At 53.5% G+C, this 16,642-nt stretch carries 18 protein-coding genes; 17 read left to right on the top strand and 1 reads right to left on the bottom strand.

The features are described from left to right. Positions 1–33 precede the first annotated feature (33 nt). From NXS97_RS03105 to NXS97_RS03055, 11 genes are all read left to right on the top strand, one after another. Positions 34–1,014 (top strand): 6-phosphofructokinase, encoded by a 981-nt coding sequence (locus tag NXS97_RS03105; protein ID WP_014593680.1) that lies wholly within the window; start codon positions 34–36, stop codon positions 1,012–1,014. Positions 1,015–1,023: 9 nt separating this feature from the next. Then, positions 1,024–1,338, top strand: coding sequence for a PTS sugar transporter subunit IIB (locus NXS97_RS03100; RefSeq protein ID WP_013025738.1), 315 nt, complete (start codon positions 1,024–1,026; stop codon positions 1,336–1,338). Further along, positions 1,331–2,698, top strand: a complete 1,368-nt coding sequence (locus tag NXS97_RS03095; protein ID WP_014593681.1) for a PTS sugar transporter subunit IIC — start codon at positions 1,331–1,333, stop codon at positions 2,696–2,698. Before NXS97_RS03100 ends, NXS97_RS03095 begins: the two co-directional genes overlap by 8 nt. Beyond that, positions 2,685–3,527 carry a class II fructose-bisphosphate aldolase gene (locus NXS97_RS03090; RefSeq protein ID WP_014605870.1) on the top strand — a complete coding sequence of 281 codons (843 nt, stop codon included), beginning with the start codon at positions 2,685–2,687 and terminating at the stop codon, positions 3,525–3,527. Before NXS97_RS03095 ends, NXS97_RS03090 begins: the two co-directional genes overlap by 14 nt. 66 nt (positions 3,528–3,593) lie before the next feature. Then, on the top strand, positions 3,594–3,863 hold the full coding sequence (locus NXS97_RS03085; RefSeq protein WP_013025741.1) for a hypothetical protein: 270 nt from the start codon (positions 3,594–3,596) through the stop codon (positions 3,861–3,863). Positions 3,864–3,872: 9 nt separating this feature from the next. Next, complete coding sequence (locus NXS97_RS03080) at positions 3,873–4,310, top strand: PTS sugar transporter subunit IIA (RefSeq protein ID WP_013025742.1); 438 nt, start codon at positions 3,873–3,875, stop codon at positions 4,308–4,310. Next, positions 4,307–4,948, top strand: a complete 642-nt coding sequence (locus NXS97_RS03075) for a glucokinase (RefSeq protein WP_116219722.1) — start codon at positions 4,307–4,309, stop codon at positions 4,946–4,948. The genes NXS97_RS03080 and NXS97_RS03075 overlap by 4 nt, the downstream gene beginning before the upstream one ends. Next, positions 4,899–5,366, top strand: coding sequence for a thiol-disulfide oxidoreductase DCC family protein (locus NXS97_RS03070; RefSeq protein WP_014605868.1), 468 nt, complete (start codon positions 4,899–4,901; stop codon positions 5,364–5,366). The genes NXS97_RS03075 and NXS97_RS03070 overlap by 50 nt, the downstream gene beginning before the upstream one ends. A gap of 115 nt (positions 5,367–5,481) precedes the next feature. After that, positions 5,482–5,889, top strand: a complete 408-nt coding sequence (locus tag NXS97_RS03065) for a hypothetical protein (RefSeq protein ID WP_014605867.1) — start codon at positions 5,482–5,484, stop codon at positions 5,887–5,889. Between the two features lie 12 nt (positions 5,890–5,901). Then, on the top strand, positions 5,902–7,203 hold the full coding sequence (locus tag NXS97_RS03060; RefSeq protein WP_014593685.1) for a sorbosone dehydrogenase family protein: 1,302 nt from the start codon (positions 5,902–5,904) through the stop codon (positions 7,201–7,203). 627 nt (positions 7,204–7,830) lie between these two features. Next, positions 7,831–8,460, top strand: a complete 630-nt coding sequence (locus NXS97_RS03055) for a DapH/DapD/GlmU-related protein (protein WP_116219723.1) — start codon at positions 7,831–7,833, stop codon at positions 8,458–8,460. Between the two features lie 53 nt (positions 8,461–8,513). Here the strand turns inward: NXS97_RS03055 and NXS97_RS03050 are convergent, their stop codons facing one another. Then, positions 8,514–9,980, bottom strand: a complete 1,467-nt coding sequence (locus NXS97_RS03050; protein ID WP_014605865.1) for a catalase — start codon at positions 9,978–9,980, stop codon at positions 8,514–8,516. A 321-nt stretch (positions 9,981–10,301) separates the two neighbouring features. On the opposite strand from NXS97_RS03050, the gene NXS97_RS03045 reads away from it, so the two are divergent. The 6 genes from NXS97_RS03045 (at position 10,302) to NXS97_RS03020 (ending at position 16,622) form a co-directional block, all read left to right on the top strand. Next, entirely contained in the window at positions 10,302–11,282 is a 981-nt protein-coding gene (locus NXS97_RS03045; RefSeq protein WP_014605864.1) for a TIM barrel protein, read from the top strand. A gap of 65 nt (positions 11,283–11,347) precedes the next feature. Next, positions 11,348–12,388 (top strand): substrate-binding domain-containing protein, encoded by a 1,041-nt coding sequence (locus tag NXS97_RS03040; protein ID WP_014605863.1) that lies wholly within the window; start codon positions 11,348–11,350, stop codon positions 12,386–12,388. A 16-nt stretch (positions 12,389–12,404) separates the two neighbouring features. Further along, positions 12,405–13,904 (top strand): sugar ABC transporter ATP-binding protein, encoded by a 1,500-nt coding sequence (locus NXS97_RS03035; protein WP_116219724.1) that lies wholly within the window; start codon positions 12,405–12,407, stop codon positions 13,902–13,904. A 29-nt stretch (positions 13,905–13,933) separates the two neighbouring features. After that, complete coding sequence (locus NXS97_RS03030; RefSeq protein WP_014605862.1) at positions 13,934–14,905, top strand: ABC transporter permease; 972 nt, start codon at positions 13,934–13,936, stop codon at positions 14,903–14,905. After that, complete coding sequence (locus NXS97_RS03025) at positions 14,905–15,762, top strand: MurR/RpiR family transcriptional regulator (RefSeq protein WP_116219725.1); 858 nt, start codon at positions 14,905–14,907, stop codon at positions 15,760–15,762. The genes NXS97_RS03030 and NXS97_RS03025 overlap by 1 nt, the downstream gene beginning before the upstream one ends. Before the next feature lie 2 nt (positions 15,763–15,764). After that, positions 15,765–16,622, top strand: coding sequence for a PfkB family carbohydrate kinase (locus NXS97_RS03020; RefSeq protein ID WP_116219726.1), 858 nt, complete (start codon positions 15,765–15,767; stop codon positions 16,620–16,622). Positions 16,623–16,642: the final 20 nt, after the last annotated feature.

Genomic DNA, 16,642 nt, shown 5'->3' with positions numbered 1-16,642 from the left:
GCTTCAGACGCATTAAGCCAGAAGGATGTCAGGATGAGAATCGGAATGGTCATTAGCGGCGGCGACGTCACCGGCATTAATAATTTCATTTTCCAGATAGCCAGGATGACGCAGGCGGAGATGATATTATTTAACGGCGGAATTCCAGGCTTGCTGGATAATGTCTGCCAGGAAATTTCTCAGCGCGATTTAGTGGATTTTTCCATTACTTCTCTTCCGGTAATGCAGTCAGGCCGAACCGCGCGAAAATTAATTCGTAGCGAATATGAAACGATCGCCCGGCAGTTAAAAGCATTACGCATCGACGTATTAATTCTGGCTGGAGGCGACGGATCGCTGCAATTTCTGCATACGCTCAGTGAATTTGGTGTGAACTGTTTTGGCATCGGCATGACGATTGACAACGATGTCTACGGCAGTGATTACACGGTGGGCTTTTCCACCGCCTGTGAGCAGGTTTTAAAAGAGGTGGCAAAGCTCAGAAACACCGGTCGGGCATTAACGGGCCGGGTATTTATGGTGGAACTGCTCGGCGGCTACTGTGGCGAATTGACGCTCCAGTCAGCGCTCAAATCCAACGCCGACTTTGCGCTGATCCCGGAATGCCAGATCCCCACAAACGTGCTGGCAGAACGCATCACTCAGCGCCTCAGCGAACAAAACAGCGTGGTAATCCTCTGCTCAGAAGGTTACACACGGGAATATTCACCGGGCTTTCAGGGGGCGATTGACACATTAATTAAGCAGCTTGAACCGTTGATCGGCGTGCGCATTCGCAAAACGATCGTCGGCTATGGACTGCGAAATGGCGATCCCACCTGTGAGGAAATTTATCAGGGCACCATTATGGCAAGTGAAGTGGTTCGTTGTATTCAATCCGGAATGCGCAATAAAGCCGTGATTATTAACGGCAGTAATAAGCCTATTCCGATTGACTTAATAAGCATGAAAAAACGCCTGGTCGATACAGAAGGGCATCATTATAAACTCGCTAAACAACTGCATATATTGTGAGGAGAAAACATGCTGAAAATTTTATGTGTCTGTGGTTGTGGTCTGGGGTCAAGTTTCGCTATCGAAATGAGTGCGAAAGCCGTTTTAAAAAAACTGGAGATTGACGCCGACATCGATCACACCACGATTTCAGAAGCTAACGCATTTAAATCCGACATGATCCTGACGCAAAAAGCCTTTGCGGATGTCTTAAATGCCGACGCCACACCAGAACAGATTAAACGCGTAATTATATTAAATAAACTCACCGATAAAGCTGAAATTGAGCAAAAAATCGTGGCTTTCTTAAAAGAGCGTAATGTGAAGGTTGCTAATCATGAATAGTGTAATTAATTTTCTGGTTAAAGACTTACTGGGGCAGGCATCCATTCTGATCGCGTTTATTGCGCTAATCGGACTGGTCCTGCAAAAAAAATCTGCCGGCAAGGTGGTAGAAGGCACGTTTAAAACCCTGTTGGGGTTCTTGATCATGATGGCCGGCATCAACATCATCGTGGGCGCGCTGACCTTCCTTAACAGCATCTTCACCCACGGTTTTGGGATGCAGGGCTACATCACCGACGTGGCGGCGATTGCCGGACTGGCAAACCGCGAGTTGGGATCGGAAGTGGCCATGACGCTGCTGGTGATCTTCATCGTCAACATCATCATTGCCCGCCTGACACCGTTTAAATACATCTTCCTGACCGGCCAGGCGCTACTGTGGATGGCCACCATTGGCGCGGTTATCGGCTATAAAGCCGGCCTCACCGGATTACCGCTCATTTTAACCGGCGGTATTTTTGGTGGCGTGATGGCTGTTGTGATGCCAGCGCTGGCGCAGCCGGTGGTGCGTCGTATCACCGACTCGGACGATGTCGCGCTCGGTCACTTCTGCACCATTGGTTACCTGCTCACTGCGGCAGTGGCGAAGGTGGTCGGAAAAGGCTCACGCTCGACGGAAGACTTAAAGCTGCCCGATAACTTTAAGTTTCTGCAGGACACCTATCTGTCCATGGCGGTGGTGATGGTGCCGATGTACCTGATTCCTGCCGTGGCGGCAGGCCCGGCTTTTATCGCCCAGTACAGCAGCGGCACCAACTACCTGATGTATGCCTTTATGCAATCCATCCAGTTTGTGGCAGGCGTGTTTGTGCTCTACAGCGGCGTGCGACTGCTGCTGAACGAACTGGTGCCGGCTTTCCGCGGTATTGCCATGCGGCTGGTGCCGGATGCGAAACCCGCCCTCGACTGTCCCGTTATGTTCCCTTATGCGCCAAACGCGGTCATTGTCGGCTTTCTCGCGACAACACTGGGCTCTGTGGTGGGGATGCTGGTTTTCCCGATGTTTGGTCTGGCGATGATTTTGCCCGGTCTGCTGACTAACTTTTTTGCCGGCGGAACGGCAGGCGTGTTCGGTAACGCGCTGGGCGGACGACGCGGGGCGATGATCGGCGGATTCGTCCACGGCCTGTTTATCACTTTCCTGCCCGCCATTCTGGTGCCGATGCTGGAAAGCTACGGTTTTACCGGCGTGACCTTCAGCGATTCCGACGTCATCAGTACCGGCCTGGTGCTGGGACATGCTTTCCAGAATAACTGGCTGTTCGTTGCCGTGTTCATTGCTTTTGTTACCGCTATCGCCTGGTTTGTTAACGGAAAATCCACTAAACCCCGTGAGGAAAACGTGCATGAAACTTTATAACTTTACCGAATTGCTGAAAATTGCCAAAGAACGCCAATTTAAAGCGGTAGGGTCATTTAATTTACACTGCCTGGAAATGTTACCGGCTTTTTTTAAAGCCGCCGAAAATACCAACAGCCCATTGATGATTCAAATTTCAACCGGTACAGCGAAATATTTGGGACATGAATTACTGGTGGATGCAATTAAATCGCTGTCAAAGAGTAAAAATATTCCGACCTGTTTGCACCTGGATCACTGTTCCGATTTAGACGCGATTCAGACGGCAATTCAAGCCGGGTTTAGTTCGGTCATGTATGACGGGTCACATTTACCGCTTGATGAGAATATTGCCAATACCCGCAGGGTGATTGATATGGCCCGGCCCGTAAATGTCTCTGTGGAAGCGGAGCTGGGCGCAATTGGCGGCTCTGAAGACGGGAAATGTGTGGAAATGAGCGATATTGCGTTCACCACGGTAGAGGATGCCAAACGTTTTGTGAATGAAACCGGCGTGGATATGCTGGCCATTTCCATCGGCACGGTTCACGGGCTCTACACCGGCAAAGCCCATATTCAGCATCAACGGCTGGCGGAGATTACGGCTGCCACGGCTACGCCGCTGGTTCTGCACGGTGGTACCGGGGTCAGTGACGAGGACATGCGCCTGGCGGTGGGCAGCGGTATCGAAAAAGTGAACGTGGGAACGGAAATGAATGTGCAGTGGGTCGCCCAATGCAAGGCAACGTTTGAAAAAGGCAAAGTTAACGACAGCGTGCGTAATTTCCTCGTGCCTGCGAATAATGCAGTGACCAATGTATTAGTAGAAAAAATGCAGCTGTTCCGTTAAGCACTTTTATTATCCCGACGTGAATAAACCTGAAGTGCCCTGGCGCTTTTCGGGGCAGGAGACGCTATGTTTGGATTCATGAAAAAGAAAGTGGAAAATACGGCCTCAGAGGATGCAGAACGCGATCGTCAGGCAGAGCAGGTCAGTCAAAAAATAACGGCGCTGGAAGCAAAGCTGGCAGCGAATTCAGGCGACACTGAAACGCAAAAACAATTAATGCTGGAATATAACCGTGCATTATCATTGTTTGCGAAAAGTCGCCTTTACCGGGATGACATTGATCCTCTTTTTGTGAAAATTGATGAATTACGCAATCTGGTGCGTAAATCAGTTTAAGGAGCAGTAATGACCATTAAACAGTTATTACAGGAAGCCAATGCTGTTCAGGTAGGTATTGCCGCCAGGGACTGGCAGCAGGTTATCGCCATGGCGGCCAGGCCGCTGGTGGAGGGCGGCTATATTCAGGCCTCTTATCCTCAGGCGGTGATCGAGAATACGCTGACTCACGGTGCCTATTACGTGTTTGAAGAAGGTATCGCCATCCCGCATGCCCGCCCAGAAACGGGCGTGATTCGCGACTGCTTCAGCATGGTACTGCTTTCGGAGCCGGTCTCGTTTGACGGCAGCGACAAGGCGGATATTGTGATCATGTTTGGCGCCCGTGACAGTAATGCCCACATAGAGGAGGGGATTCGCGCGATTGTCACCCTGCTAGAGGATGAAGAAACGTTGGTCAGGTTACGTCAGGCCAGCAGCGTCGCGGAAGTGATGGAGATCCTATGACCAGTGAAACTGTCACCAAGCGGGTGGTGTTGGTTAACGGCATTCCCGCCTCAGGCAAAAGCACGCTGGCCCGTGCGCTGTCACGGCGTTTTTCCCTGCCGGTTCTCACGCTGGACAGCCTGAAGGAGCCTTTTATGTCCAGCTTTGCGCCGGTCGATCGCCAGCGTAACCGGCAGTTGGGCTGTGCAGCGTATCAGGCTATCTGGAACATTGTCGCTCAGTCGCCGGCTGATTGCGTCTTCCTGATCGATGCATGGTTTGGGTTTCAGCCCAAAAGCGTACTGGAGCAGGGATTAAAGCGGGCTGGCGTGAGCGAGGTGCTGGAGGTCTGGATGCAGATAGCACCGGACGCCGCCGTCGCGCGCTATCAGTCACGGCTCACGCAGCGCATGCCGGGCCATCCGGGCGCAGAGTACCTTCCCGAGCTGCGTCGCCTGGCGGAGGAGGCGCAGCCGATGGCGCTGGGGCCGCTGTTGAAAGTCAATGCCAGTGCCATTGACGAGCACGCGGTGGGCCAGTGGCTGGCTCAACATCTGAGGTGGGCAGGCTATACTGCTTCTGTTAAGGATGAAACAGAGGAAGAGCAGCATGCCACAGCCACCCTATCTGCAAACGGGCGAGAGCGTCGTGCTTTATGATGGCGTATGTAAACTCTGTACGGGCTGGGTGCGTTTTCTGCTGCGCCATCGGCTGGCGCGGCAGGTTCGTTTTGCGTCCGTGCAAAGTGAACAGGGCAAAGGGCTGCTGAAATGGGCCGGCCTGCCCGAGGATAATATCAATACGATCGTCTACATCCGTAACGATGGTCATTGGCTGCGTGCCCAGGCGGTGCTGCGGGTGATGCAGCAGTTACCGCTGCCGTGGCGGGCGCTAAGCGTCCTGCGCGCGTTTCCCGACCCCATCAGTAATTTTTTCTACAACGGTATCGCGCTCAACCGCTACAGGCTGTTCGGGCGCCATACCCTGGAACAGGCGATTACGGCCGATTATCCGGGACGTTTTCTCTCATCGCCGCCTGACAGCGGTGCGGGTCAGGTTAAATCCGCGATAATGTGAATTAAAACCGTCATTTTTCTTCAGATTTACTAATATTTTACAGGCAGGTTTACGGCGTGATGGAAAAGTAATGCGCTGTGCTTGAGCTGTAATATTATTCAAAATGGAGAAAAACATGCGCAATACCTCTGGACGTTCGGCCGTCGCCGTGACGCTGTATGCTCTTCTGGAGCCTGTACCGCTTGGCTTTTTCGTGGCGGCCTGGCTGTTCGATATCATCTATATGAAAACCTTTATCATTCTCTGGTCAATCAGTGCCAGCTGGTTAATCGCCATTGGCCTTGTGATTGCCATCCTGCCCAGAATAATTAGTCTGATTTATATGTTTCGCGGCAGCACTGCGCCAGAGAAAACCCATTTCTGGCTCTCTCTGGTCGCCATCATTCTGGCCATTGCCAATGCCTTTATTCACAGCCGTGATGCGTATGCGGTGGTGCCAACGGCGGCGATTCTGTCGACCCTGGTCGTGATACTTCTGCTGCTGGCGAACGTGCAACTTGCGCTACGTCAACGTACTGCTTAAGGAGAAGCCATAATGAAAATGCCGCAACAATCCCTTATTGCGCTGACGATGATGGCCCTGCTGGCGGGTTGTGATACCGGGGCGACGATCGATCCGCAAAAGCAAATCGGTGCCAATCCCGAGTTACCGGAAGCCAAAAACTTTATGGTGCCGCCCATGCAGGTACCGGAAGGCGCACCCTGGAAGAACGGTGAAAAGCCAACCGTGGCGCAGGGGCTGAAAATTGAAAAAATTGCCGACCATCTTCAGCATCCTCGTCAGGTTTATGTTCTGCCGAATAACGACATCCTGATCGCCGAATCGAACGGCATGCCAAAACCGACCACCAAGCCCAAAGAGCTGATCACCGGGCTGGTCAAAAATGCCTCGGGCAAAGGGGGCAAGGGCGGCAACCGCATCACGCTGCTGCGCAACGTAAACGGTAAATGGGAACAGCATCGCTTTATTGAAAACCTGAGTGCCCCCTTTGGTATGCAGCTGGTGGGGAACACGCTGTATGTGGCTAACGCAGACAGTCTGGTGAAATTCCCCTACAGCGAAGGGCAAACCGAAATTCGCACCGCGCCCCAGTGGGTCACCGAGTTACCTGGCGGGCCCATTAACCACCACTGGACGAAAGCGCTGTTGGCCAGCCCGGACGGCAGCAAGCTCTATGTCGGCGTCGGTTCCAACAGCAACATTACCGAGAACGGCATTGGCGCCGAATATCGCCGCGCCGCGATTCTGGAAGTGGATGCCGCCAGCGGCGCCAGCCGGATCTATGCCAGCGGGCTGCGTAATCCCACCGGCCTTGACTGGGAACCCCAGACGAAGCAGCTATGGGCGGTGATTAATGAGCGTGATGAAATCGGCTCTGACCTGGTGCCTGATTACCTGACCTCGGTTAAAGAGAACGGCTTCTATGGCTGGCCTTACAGCTATTTCGGCCAGCATGTTGACGTGCGGGCGCAGCCACAGCGGCCGGACCTGGTTGAAAAGGCGATTAAGCCTGACTATGCGCTGAGTTCGCATGTCGCACCGCTCGGACTGCTGTTCTACGGCGCTGAGAACATGCCGCAGTATCGCGGTGGCGCGTTTATCAGTGAGCACGGCAGCTGGAACCGCAAACCCCTCAACGGTTACAAAGTGATTTGGGTGAAGTTTGAGAACGGTAAACCGGTAGGGCAACCGCAAACCGTGGTATCCGGCTTCTTAACCCAAGACGAGAAACAGGTGCGTGGCTTACCGGTCGGTCTGGCCAGCGACAAACAGGGCGGTCTGATCATTGCGGATGACGCCGGTGACACGATCTGGCGCGTCAGTTCGGCGAACTAAGGCTAAACTGCAGGCACAAAAAAAGGATTTGGCATTACGCCAAATCCTTTTTTTATGCGTTCGTTGCCCGGCGGGTAACCGGATGGCGAACGAGGTGCTCAGCACTCTCCACAAATTGATTGTAAAGAGGGCTGCGCAAGACTTCAAGTTTGGCGAAAATACTGTATATTTATACATGTGTTGAGTGTTGGGTATCGCCGCAGGGTTAACTGATTGCTTCCAGGGGAGCTCGGTAATGCAAATCCCGGCAGGTAACAGGTGGTGCTGACCTGTGGCTTAAACCCCGAGTGCCGCTCAGCCCTCTCCACAAAGTTGTGCTCAGGCACCTGGCGGGTAACGGTAAGGCCCTGGTTGCTGAACAGCGCGCTCCTGTTGCGGGAGAAGGAAAGTGATGGAACTGACGAAGCTGATTCTGGAAATCATCCGGATCATCTTGCAGATCATCGTTGCCCTTATGCAACTGACCGGTCATGCAAATTAACCGGAACTTTGACCAAGGCGGAGCTAACCACTCCGCCTTTTTCGTTGTCAATTGCCTGTCATCTTTCCCGGCTACAGTGGCGCGGCAATCGGGTGCCTGAAAGGCACAACTTATCCAGACATCAGACCAGTTCCGGGAGCCTTTTCATGTCACTTGCCATTGTCAAACCCGCCAAACTCCAGCAGACCGAAATTGACGCCAGCGTACGTATGCGCGAAACCCAGATTGGCTCACAGTGTGAAATTCTGGCGCACAGTTACCTTGAATACAGCACCCTTGGCGACTTCTCTTACGTCGGTGAACACTGCTGCATCGCAGACAGCGCAATAGGCCGCTTCACCGCCATTGCCAATCAGGTACGCATCGGTGCACCTAACCATCCGATGGATCGGGCGTCGCAACACCGCTTCACCTATTGTCCGGAGTATTACGATGCTACGGCCACGCGCGACCACGGTTTTTTCAGCGCCCGCCGCGAAGACCGGGTGATCATTGGCAACGATGTCTGGATAGGTCATGGCGTGATTGTCCTGCCTGGCGTGACGGTAGGCGATGGTGCGGTGCTGGCGGCAGGTGCGGTGGTGACCAAAGATGTGGCGCCCTATACCGTCGTGGGTGGCGTGCCGGCTAAACCAATCCGCGTTCGTTTTCATCCGGCGATTGCAACCCGGCTACAGCACATTGCCTGGTGGAACTGGCCGCTGGAAAAAATCATGGCTAACCTGGCCGATTTTCAGTCAGGGGATATTGAGCTGTTTTGTGCCAGACATGGCTGAGCGCGTTTGCGCAAAAGAGTAACGGTGGCTTACGCCACCGTCAGATGTGCGGGTTATCGCTTAGCGCGTGCTTCCTGCACCTTGCTGGCGATACGATCGCCAATGGTCTGGTCGATGTTGCGCCAGTACTGAAACGCTCGCGAAAGCACCGGCTCTTCAACCCCGTTCAGCAGATGACCGCTAACGTTGTTGACCAGCCTGTCGCGCGCGGCATCATCCATTACCTTGTTGATCAGGGTATTTGCCTGGCCCACGTCGTCATCGTCCTGACGCAGTGAGTAAGGAGCACGAACCATGTCGCCGCTGGCTGACCAGACCGAGTCGGTGGGATAGCGGTCGCCATCTGCCACCGGGCCGCCTTTGCTGTTGGGGGCATAAACCGGGTCGGATACCGGATTCATCCGCATCGCCCCGTCTTTGCTGTAGCTGTTTACCGGCGACTGCGGGGCATTAACCGGGATCTGTTTATAATTCACTCCAAGCCGTGCGCGATGGGCGTCGGCATAGGCAAACACGCGACCAATCAGCATCTTATCCGGGCTGAGCCCGATGCCGGGGACCAGATTATTCGGTTCAAATGCGGCTTGTTCAATCTGCGCATGGTTGTCCGTTGGGTTGCGGTTCAGCGTCAGCTTGCCAACTTTGATCAGTGGATAATCACTGTGCGGCCACACCTTGGTCAAATCGAAAGGATTGAAACGATAGCTGTCAGCCTCAGCAAACGGCATGATCTGCATGTACAGGGTCCAGCTCGGGAATTGGCCGTTTTTGATCGACATAAACAGGTCACGCGTATGGTAATCGCCATCTTCGCCTGCCAGTTTATCGGCTTGCTCTTGCGTCAGGTATTCAATGCCCTGGTCGGTGTGGAAATGATATTTCACCCAGAACTTTTCACCCTGTTCATTGACCCACATATAAGTGTGGCTGGAATACCCATTCATATGACGCCAGTTTTTGGGAATCCCACGGTCGCCCATTAGCCAGGTGACCTGATGCGAGGATTCGGGTGACAGCGTCCAGAAATCCCACTGCATATCATTGTCACGCAGATTGTTATCGGCGCGGCGCTTTTGCGAGCGAATAAAGTGCTGAAACTTCATGGGATCGCGAATAAAGAACACCGGTGTATTGTTGCCCACCATGTCGTAATTGCCTTCGCGGGTATAAAACTTAATGGAAAATCCGCGCGGATCGCGCCAGGTATCCGGGCTGCCGCGCTCGCCAGCCACCGTTGAAAAACGCATCACCACGTCAGTTTTCGTGCCCGGCTGAAAAACGTTGGCTTTGGTGTAGCGACTCACATCTTCAGTCACCTCAAAAAAGCCAAATGCGCCGCTTCCTTTCGCATGGGGCTGCCGCTCGGGAATGCGTTCCCGGTTGAAGTTGGCCATCTGCTCAATCAGGTAATGGTCGTGAAGCACCAGGGGGCCATCGGGACCGACGGAAAGGGAATGCTCATCGCTGGCCACCGGAATACCGGCATCGGTTGTGGTGGGTTTACGCTCATCATGACTCATCGAAATAGTCTCCATTTTTATAAGGGTAATGCATGGAGTAAGCGTAGCGCATATCTGGCCATTGCATCGGCTAATCCTCCCGGGTTTTCACATTTACTGCTGCCGGCCATGGCTGACCTGGCGCAGTCGTCCACGTTTTACTGGCTTCTCCCGCAGATCGTTGCCCGCGCTGATTAATCCGTGACCGCTCTCGCATTTTGGTTATTTCAGCGGCAACAAGGATTGCGTGTTCAAGCGAGAAGTGTAAATTCTAATATAACTTCACAGTTAGTTGTGAAAAAGGAAAGTACATTACAACCCTGTTACTAAGGATTGAGCCTCATGTCAGATTTAAAGTTTGCTACTCGTCTTAACTCCTTTGCTTCGGGGGCACATCTCTACTGGCCAGATTTGCAGGGCAAGCCCTCTGTACTGCAAATGGTGGCGCGCGCAGGCAAGGTTAAAGGCTTAACGCATTTGGATCTCAACTATCCCCAGCACCTCACCAGTGACAGTAAAACGCTGCGCCAGGCTATTGAGGATGCCGGGCTGGCGGTCAACGGCATGCAGATGCGGTGGGATGCACCGCAGTTCAAAATTGGCGCATTTACCCATCCGGATCCAAAAATTCGCCGTGAGGCGATTGACCTGACCAAGCGGGGAATCGATACCGGACGGGAATTTGGCTCCCGCTTAATGACGTTATGGATGGGTCAGGACGGTTTCGACTACTGCTTCCAGGTCGATTACAAAAAAATCTGGGAAGACGCCGTCAGCGCGGTACGTGAAATCGCCGACTACGCGCCGGACGTGGATGTGAGCATTGAATACAAACCCAACGAGCCGCGTGCCTACAGCATTTTTCCCAACGTGACCACCTGCCTGCTGGCCGTCGAAGAGGCCGGAAGCCCGAATCTCGGCATCACGCTGGATTTCGCCCATGTCCTGTTCGCCAATGAAATTCCTGCCTGGGCGGCGGCCATGGTGGCGCGTCGTTCCCGGCTGCTGGGGCTGGATTTAAACGACGGCTGGGGCAAACGTGACGACGGACTGATGGCGGCATCGGTTAATCCGCGCGCCACGTTGGAGTTTCTGTGGCAGATGCAGCGTGATGGTTATCAGGGCGCCTACTATTTTGACACCTTCCCGGATGCCAGCGGACTGGATCCAGTACGTGAAGCCGAAACCAACATTGCCACCGTGACGCGATTACTCAAGCTTTGCGACCAGCTTAATGATAATCCGGCGCTGGCAGCGGCAATCAGCCGTCAGGATGCGGTCGCCTCACAGCAAATCGTCAACGACATTATGCTGGCGCGTTAACGCACGACGCCGGCTGCAGAACAGCAATTTCTTACCCTACAAACGCAGAATAAAAGGCTGAAAAAATGAAAAAACGTTTACTCGCCGTTATCGCTTCGTCGCTCTTGTGTGCCAGCGTTTATGCCGCCGATCTGGCACCGCTTAAGTCCGACACGGAACAGGACCGCACCGACTGGTCAACGCTCGACAGTCGCTATGGCGCGATGCCGAAAGTCGATAAATCGCTCAAAATCGGTGGCGTATCCAAAACCCTGACCAATGAATACTGGCGTTTGCTGGGCGAAGGCTACCAGAACGCCGCCAAAAAATATGGCATCACCGTGGCTTATCAGGCCGCAGCAAATGAAGACGATCAACTGGGCCAGTTGTCGATTGCCGAAACCATGATTTCTCAGGGCTATAACGGCCTGCTGGTCTCTCCGCAAACCGACATTAACCTTGAGCCTGCACTGGAAAGCGCCAACAGTAAAAAAATCCCGGTTGTGAACGTCAATGACGCGGTGATGCCGAATGCGGAACACTACGTCGGTAATGTCCAGAAAGACAACGGCGTGCGCGTAGCGAAATGGTTTATTGAGCACCATCCGCAGGGCGGCAAGGTTGCGGTGATCGAAGGACAGCCTGGCGTCTATGCTGCCGGTCAGCGCACCAGCGGCTTTAAAGAAACGCTCAAGGCCAACGGCAAATTCAATGTGGTGGCCAGCGTACCGGCTAACTGGAGTCGTGAGCAGGCCTTTAATGCGGCGAGCACTATCCTGCAACAGCATCCTGACCTGATCGGTTTTTATGCCAATAACGACACGATGGCGCTGGGCGTGGTGGAAGCGGTACGCGCCATGGACAAAGCCAAACAGGTGGCCGTATTCGGAACCGATGGGATCTCCGATGCCTATGCCTCCATCAAGCGCGGCGAACTGACCGGTACCGTGGACAGCTTCCCGGTGCTGACGGGTGAAGTGGCGATGGATGTGATGCTGCGTTTGATTAACGGCCAGAAAATCTCACGCGTGGTGTCCACACCGCAGGCGCTGATCACCAAAGAGAATGCGGATGCGTTTTCCACTCAGGACATGGAAAAGCTGCGTCAACTGTTAGCTAAACAGTAAGCCTGGCGGAGAGCGTATGGAACAGTATCGTTTAATGATGCGCGGCATCAACAAAACCTACGGCAGCGCCGCAGCTTTACAAAATGTCGACTTTTTTGTGAAGCCCGGTGAAGTACATGCCTTGATCGGTGAGAATGGCGCGGGCAAATCTACGCTGCTAAACATTCTCTCCGGCGTGCGCGGCGCGGACAGTGGCGAAATCAGCGTCAACGGCCAGACGGTGCAGATGAAAAGCCCACTCAGCGCGCGTCATGCGGGGATCGCGATGATCCATCAGGAACTGCAGCATGTTCCAGAGCTCTCGGTCGCGCAGAATATGTTTCTGGGCCGCCCACTGACCAAAGCAAAAGGCTGGTGGGTCGATAAAAAAGCCCAGCTGTCGCGTGCCGCGCTGATTCTGAAACGGCTCGATCCGACGATCGATCCCAACAGCCCGATTAAACATCTTAAGGTTTCGCAGCAGCAGATTGTCGAAATAGCCCGTGCGTTGCTGGATGACGCCAAAATCATCGCGATGGATGAGCCGACTTCCAGTCTGACGCCGCGCGAGTTTGACCGGCTGGCTGAACTGATCGCCGACCTCAAATCGCTGGGCGTCTCTTTAATCTATGTATCACATAAGATGAACGAGATTTTCAGAGTCTGTGACCGGGCGACGATCATGCGCGATGGCAAACAGGTTGGGGTGGTGAACATCTGCGATGAAGATGAAGAAAGCATCGTGGCTAAAATGGTCGGGCGCAAAATAGAACGGCTCGATCACAACGCCTTTGTCACCGCTCAGGAAGTATTACGCGTCGAAAATCTGGCGCGTGGCAATGAAATATCGCCCGCTAATTTTAGCGTCAACGCCGGGGAAGTGTTGGGCATTGCGGGGCTGGTCGGCGCAGGACGTACTGAGTTGCTTAAGCTGATTGCCGGTATCGACAGGCGCAGCAGCGGCACGGTGAAGGTCAATGGGTATTCCGTTCCAAACCATAATATCAGCGCTGCCATAAAAGCGGGGATTGGTCTGGTGCCGGAAGATCGTAAAAAAGAGGGCATCATTAAAGCCCGCCCGGTGAAAATGAATATGGCGCTGCCGTCCATGCGTCAGTTCACCCTGGGCGGCGTGATCAATAAGCAGCGGTTAAACAGGGCAGCACATGAGGTGATGAACGATCTTAAACTACGCCCCATGGATATTGAGAAAACCATCGGTACGCTCAGTGGCGGTAATCAACAAAAAGTCATTATCGGACGCTGGGTAGCCGCTGACGCAAAAGTCTTTTTATTTGATGAACCCACGCGCGGCATTGATATTGGTGCCAAGTCAGAAATCTATAATTTAATTGAACGACTGGCGAAGGCAGGTAAAGCCATTATTGTTGTCTCATCGGAAATGACGGAAATCATTCGTATCTCCGATCGTGTACTGGTGATGCGCGAAGGGAAAATAACCAAAGAGTTAAAGGGCGAGGCTATCACCGAAGAAAATATTGCCCGTTTTGCCATTAAAGATGTTGAAACTGCCTGATCTCATACCTGTATATAAAGGCGATAACCATGACGACTGAAACGAACATGCAGCCGGTGAGCCGCGCCTCTCCGCTGTTAAAATTTAATCTGCGCGATGCCGGCACGTTAATTGGATTACTGATTATTGTGGTGACATTTTCTTTTCTGTCGCCGGTATTTTTTACCGTTCCGAATCTGCTCAATATTCTGCAGCAGTCCTCCATTAATGCCTTAATTGCGCTGGGCATGACGCTGGTGATCATTTCAGGCGGAATCGATTTATCGGTTGGGCCAACGGCTGCGCTCTCTGCGGTGTTAGGTGCCACGCTGATGGTGTCTGGCGTGCCGGTGCCGCTGGCCATCATGGCCACGCTTTGCGTCGGCGCAGTCAGCGGGATATTTAGCGGGACGCTTATCGCTTATGCCGGCCTGCAACCCTTTATCGTCACGCTGGGTGGCCTGTCGCTGTTTCGTGCTATCGCGCTGATCTCCACCGGCGGTAATCCCGTATTCGGTATTCCCATGTCGTTCCGTAGCCTGATCAACAGCACGGTGTTCGGCGTGCCCACGCCGATCGTCGTGGTCGCCGTGATTGCGCTGTGCCTCTGGACGGTCATGAATAAAACCCCGCTGGGAGAGTACATTCTGGCGATTGGCGGTAATGAAGAAGCGGCCCGCGTGGCAGGTGTGCCGGTTAAACGTACCAAAGTCACGGTTTACGTGATCTCTGGCATGCTGGCCTCTCTGGCGTCGCTGATTCTGATTGGCCGTCTGGGTGCGGCGGAACCCACCATCGGCAACCTGTGGGAGCTGGATGCCATTGCGGCCGCTGCCATCGGCGGTGCGTCACTGATGGGCGGCAAAGGCAGTATCTTTGGCACCCTGATTGGCGTGATTATTCTCGGGGCGTTACGTAACGGCCTGACCTTGCTTAATATTCAGGCGTTTTATCAATTGCTCGCTACGGGTCTTATTATTATCATAGCGATGTTGATTGACCGAGCGACCCGAGGCAAGTAATGAAGCAAGATCCGCGAGCCATTGGCGCTCAAATTCGTATGCGATTACCCCAACTGACGCCGTTAGAACGGCGAGTCATTGAGGCAATCATTGCCAGAACGGATATCACCGAACACACGTCTTTAAAAGAGATTGCGCAGGAAAACGGCGTATCGGAAGCCATGATAGTTAAGATCACTAAAAAGCTTAACTTCACGGGGTTCAGGAATTTCAGAAGCAGTTTAATTTATTATAACGCCTCTGAAGTGGCAGGTTTACATGCGGAAATTGAGCCCGATGATTCATCGGAACAATTACTGGCAAAAGTCTTCAGAACATCTATTCAGGCTATTGAAGAAACGTTGTCGATTTTAGATGTATCTCAATTTAACCGCGCAGCAGATATTATTTTTAAGGCGCGTCATATTGATCTTTATGCGGTAGGGGGATCGGCCACGGTTGCCCGCGATCTCTCCCACAAGATGCTGAAGATCGGCATTAAGTCCACCGCCTACGATGACGCCCATATTATGCTGATGTCTGCCGCCGTGTTATCTGACGATGATGTCGTGATTGCGATTAGTCACTCCGGTGCGACGCGTGCTGTTAACGATCCGGTTAAATTAGCCGGACGTAACGGTGCCAGAGTGATTGTGATTACGAATTACGCCGAGTCGCCTATTGCGCGTCATGCGCATGTGGTACTTAATTCAACTTCTCAGGGATCGCATCTGTTAGGTGAAAATGCCGCATCACGAATTGCCCAGCTGAATATACTGGATGCGCTGTTCGTGGCCATCGCGAAAAAGGATTTAACGCGTGCGGAGAAAAACCTGATGAAAACCCAGCATGCGGTTCAGGATCTGCGGGAATTCTGAGCATGAGTAAAATTGCAGTTACCGGCAGTCTTCACTACGACATTATGCTGGATGCGCATCATCGGCCTGAAAAAGGCGAAACGGTTATGGGAACCGCCTGCCACTACAAGTTTGGGGGCAAGGGCGGCAATCAGGCGATAGCGGCCGCAAAAGCAGGTGCAGATGTCCGTTTTATTGGTGCGGTAGGGGCCGATGAACAGGGCGCGTTTTTGCTGAAAACGCTGCGCCAGGCAGGGGTGAATACCGATGCGGTCACGAGGATTGACGATATTGCGTCTGGCATGAGCGTTGCCATTACCGATGCTGAAGGCGATTACGGCGCGGTGGTGGTGTCCAACGCCAATCAACATATCGCTGCCGAGCCGTTCATGCAGGCCGGTTTCTGGCAGGATGTGTCGATGCTGGTGCTGCAGAATGAGGTGCCGGAAGCCATTAATCTGGTCGCGGCGCAGGCGGCGCGGCGGCAGCAGATTCCGGTGTGCATTAATGCGGCACCGGCCCGGCCACTCTCTCCCGAATTTGCGCGCTGCATTGATTTGCTGGTGGTGAATGGGGTTGAAGCCCGGGACATGACCGGCATCGCGGTGACCGATCTGGCCTCAGCCAGGCAGGCTGCAGCAGAGCTGGCACTGCGTTTCGACCGCGTGGTGGTGACTGCCGGAGAGCACGGCGTGGCCTTCAGTGAAGCAGGGGAAACGCAGGCTTTTCCTGCCCGTCAGGTCATCCTGGTCAGCACCCATGGCGCGGGCGACTGCTTCATGGGCGTGCTGTGTCAGGCGCTTAACGCTGGCGATAAACTTGCGGGCGCGGTCGCTAAAGCCAACAATGCGGCGGCAGATCATGTTTCCCGCCCGGCCTGATAAAAAAAATGCAACGTCAG

Origin of the sequence: Pantoea sp. B623, assembly GCF_024814475.1 — a bacterium.
GTDB classification, from domain to species: domain Bacteria; phylum Pseudomonadota; class Gammaproteobacteria; order Enterobacterales; family Enterobacteriaceae; genus Pantoea; species Pantoea ananatis.
The sequence above is the reverse complement of the archived record's forward strand: the minus strand, read 5'-3'. Positions and strand labels throughout refer to the sequence as shown.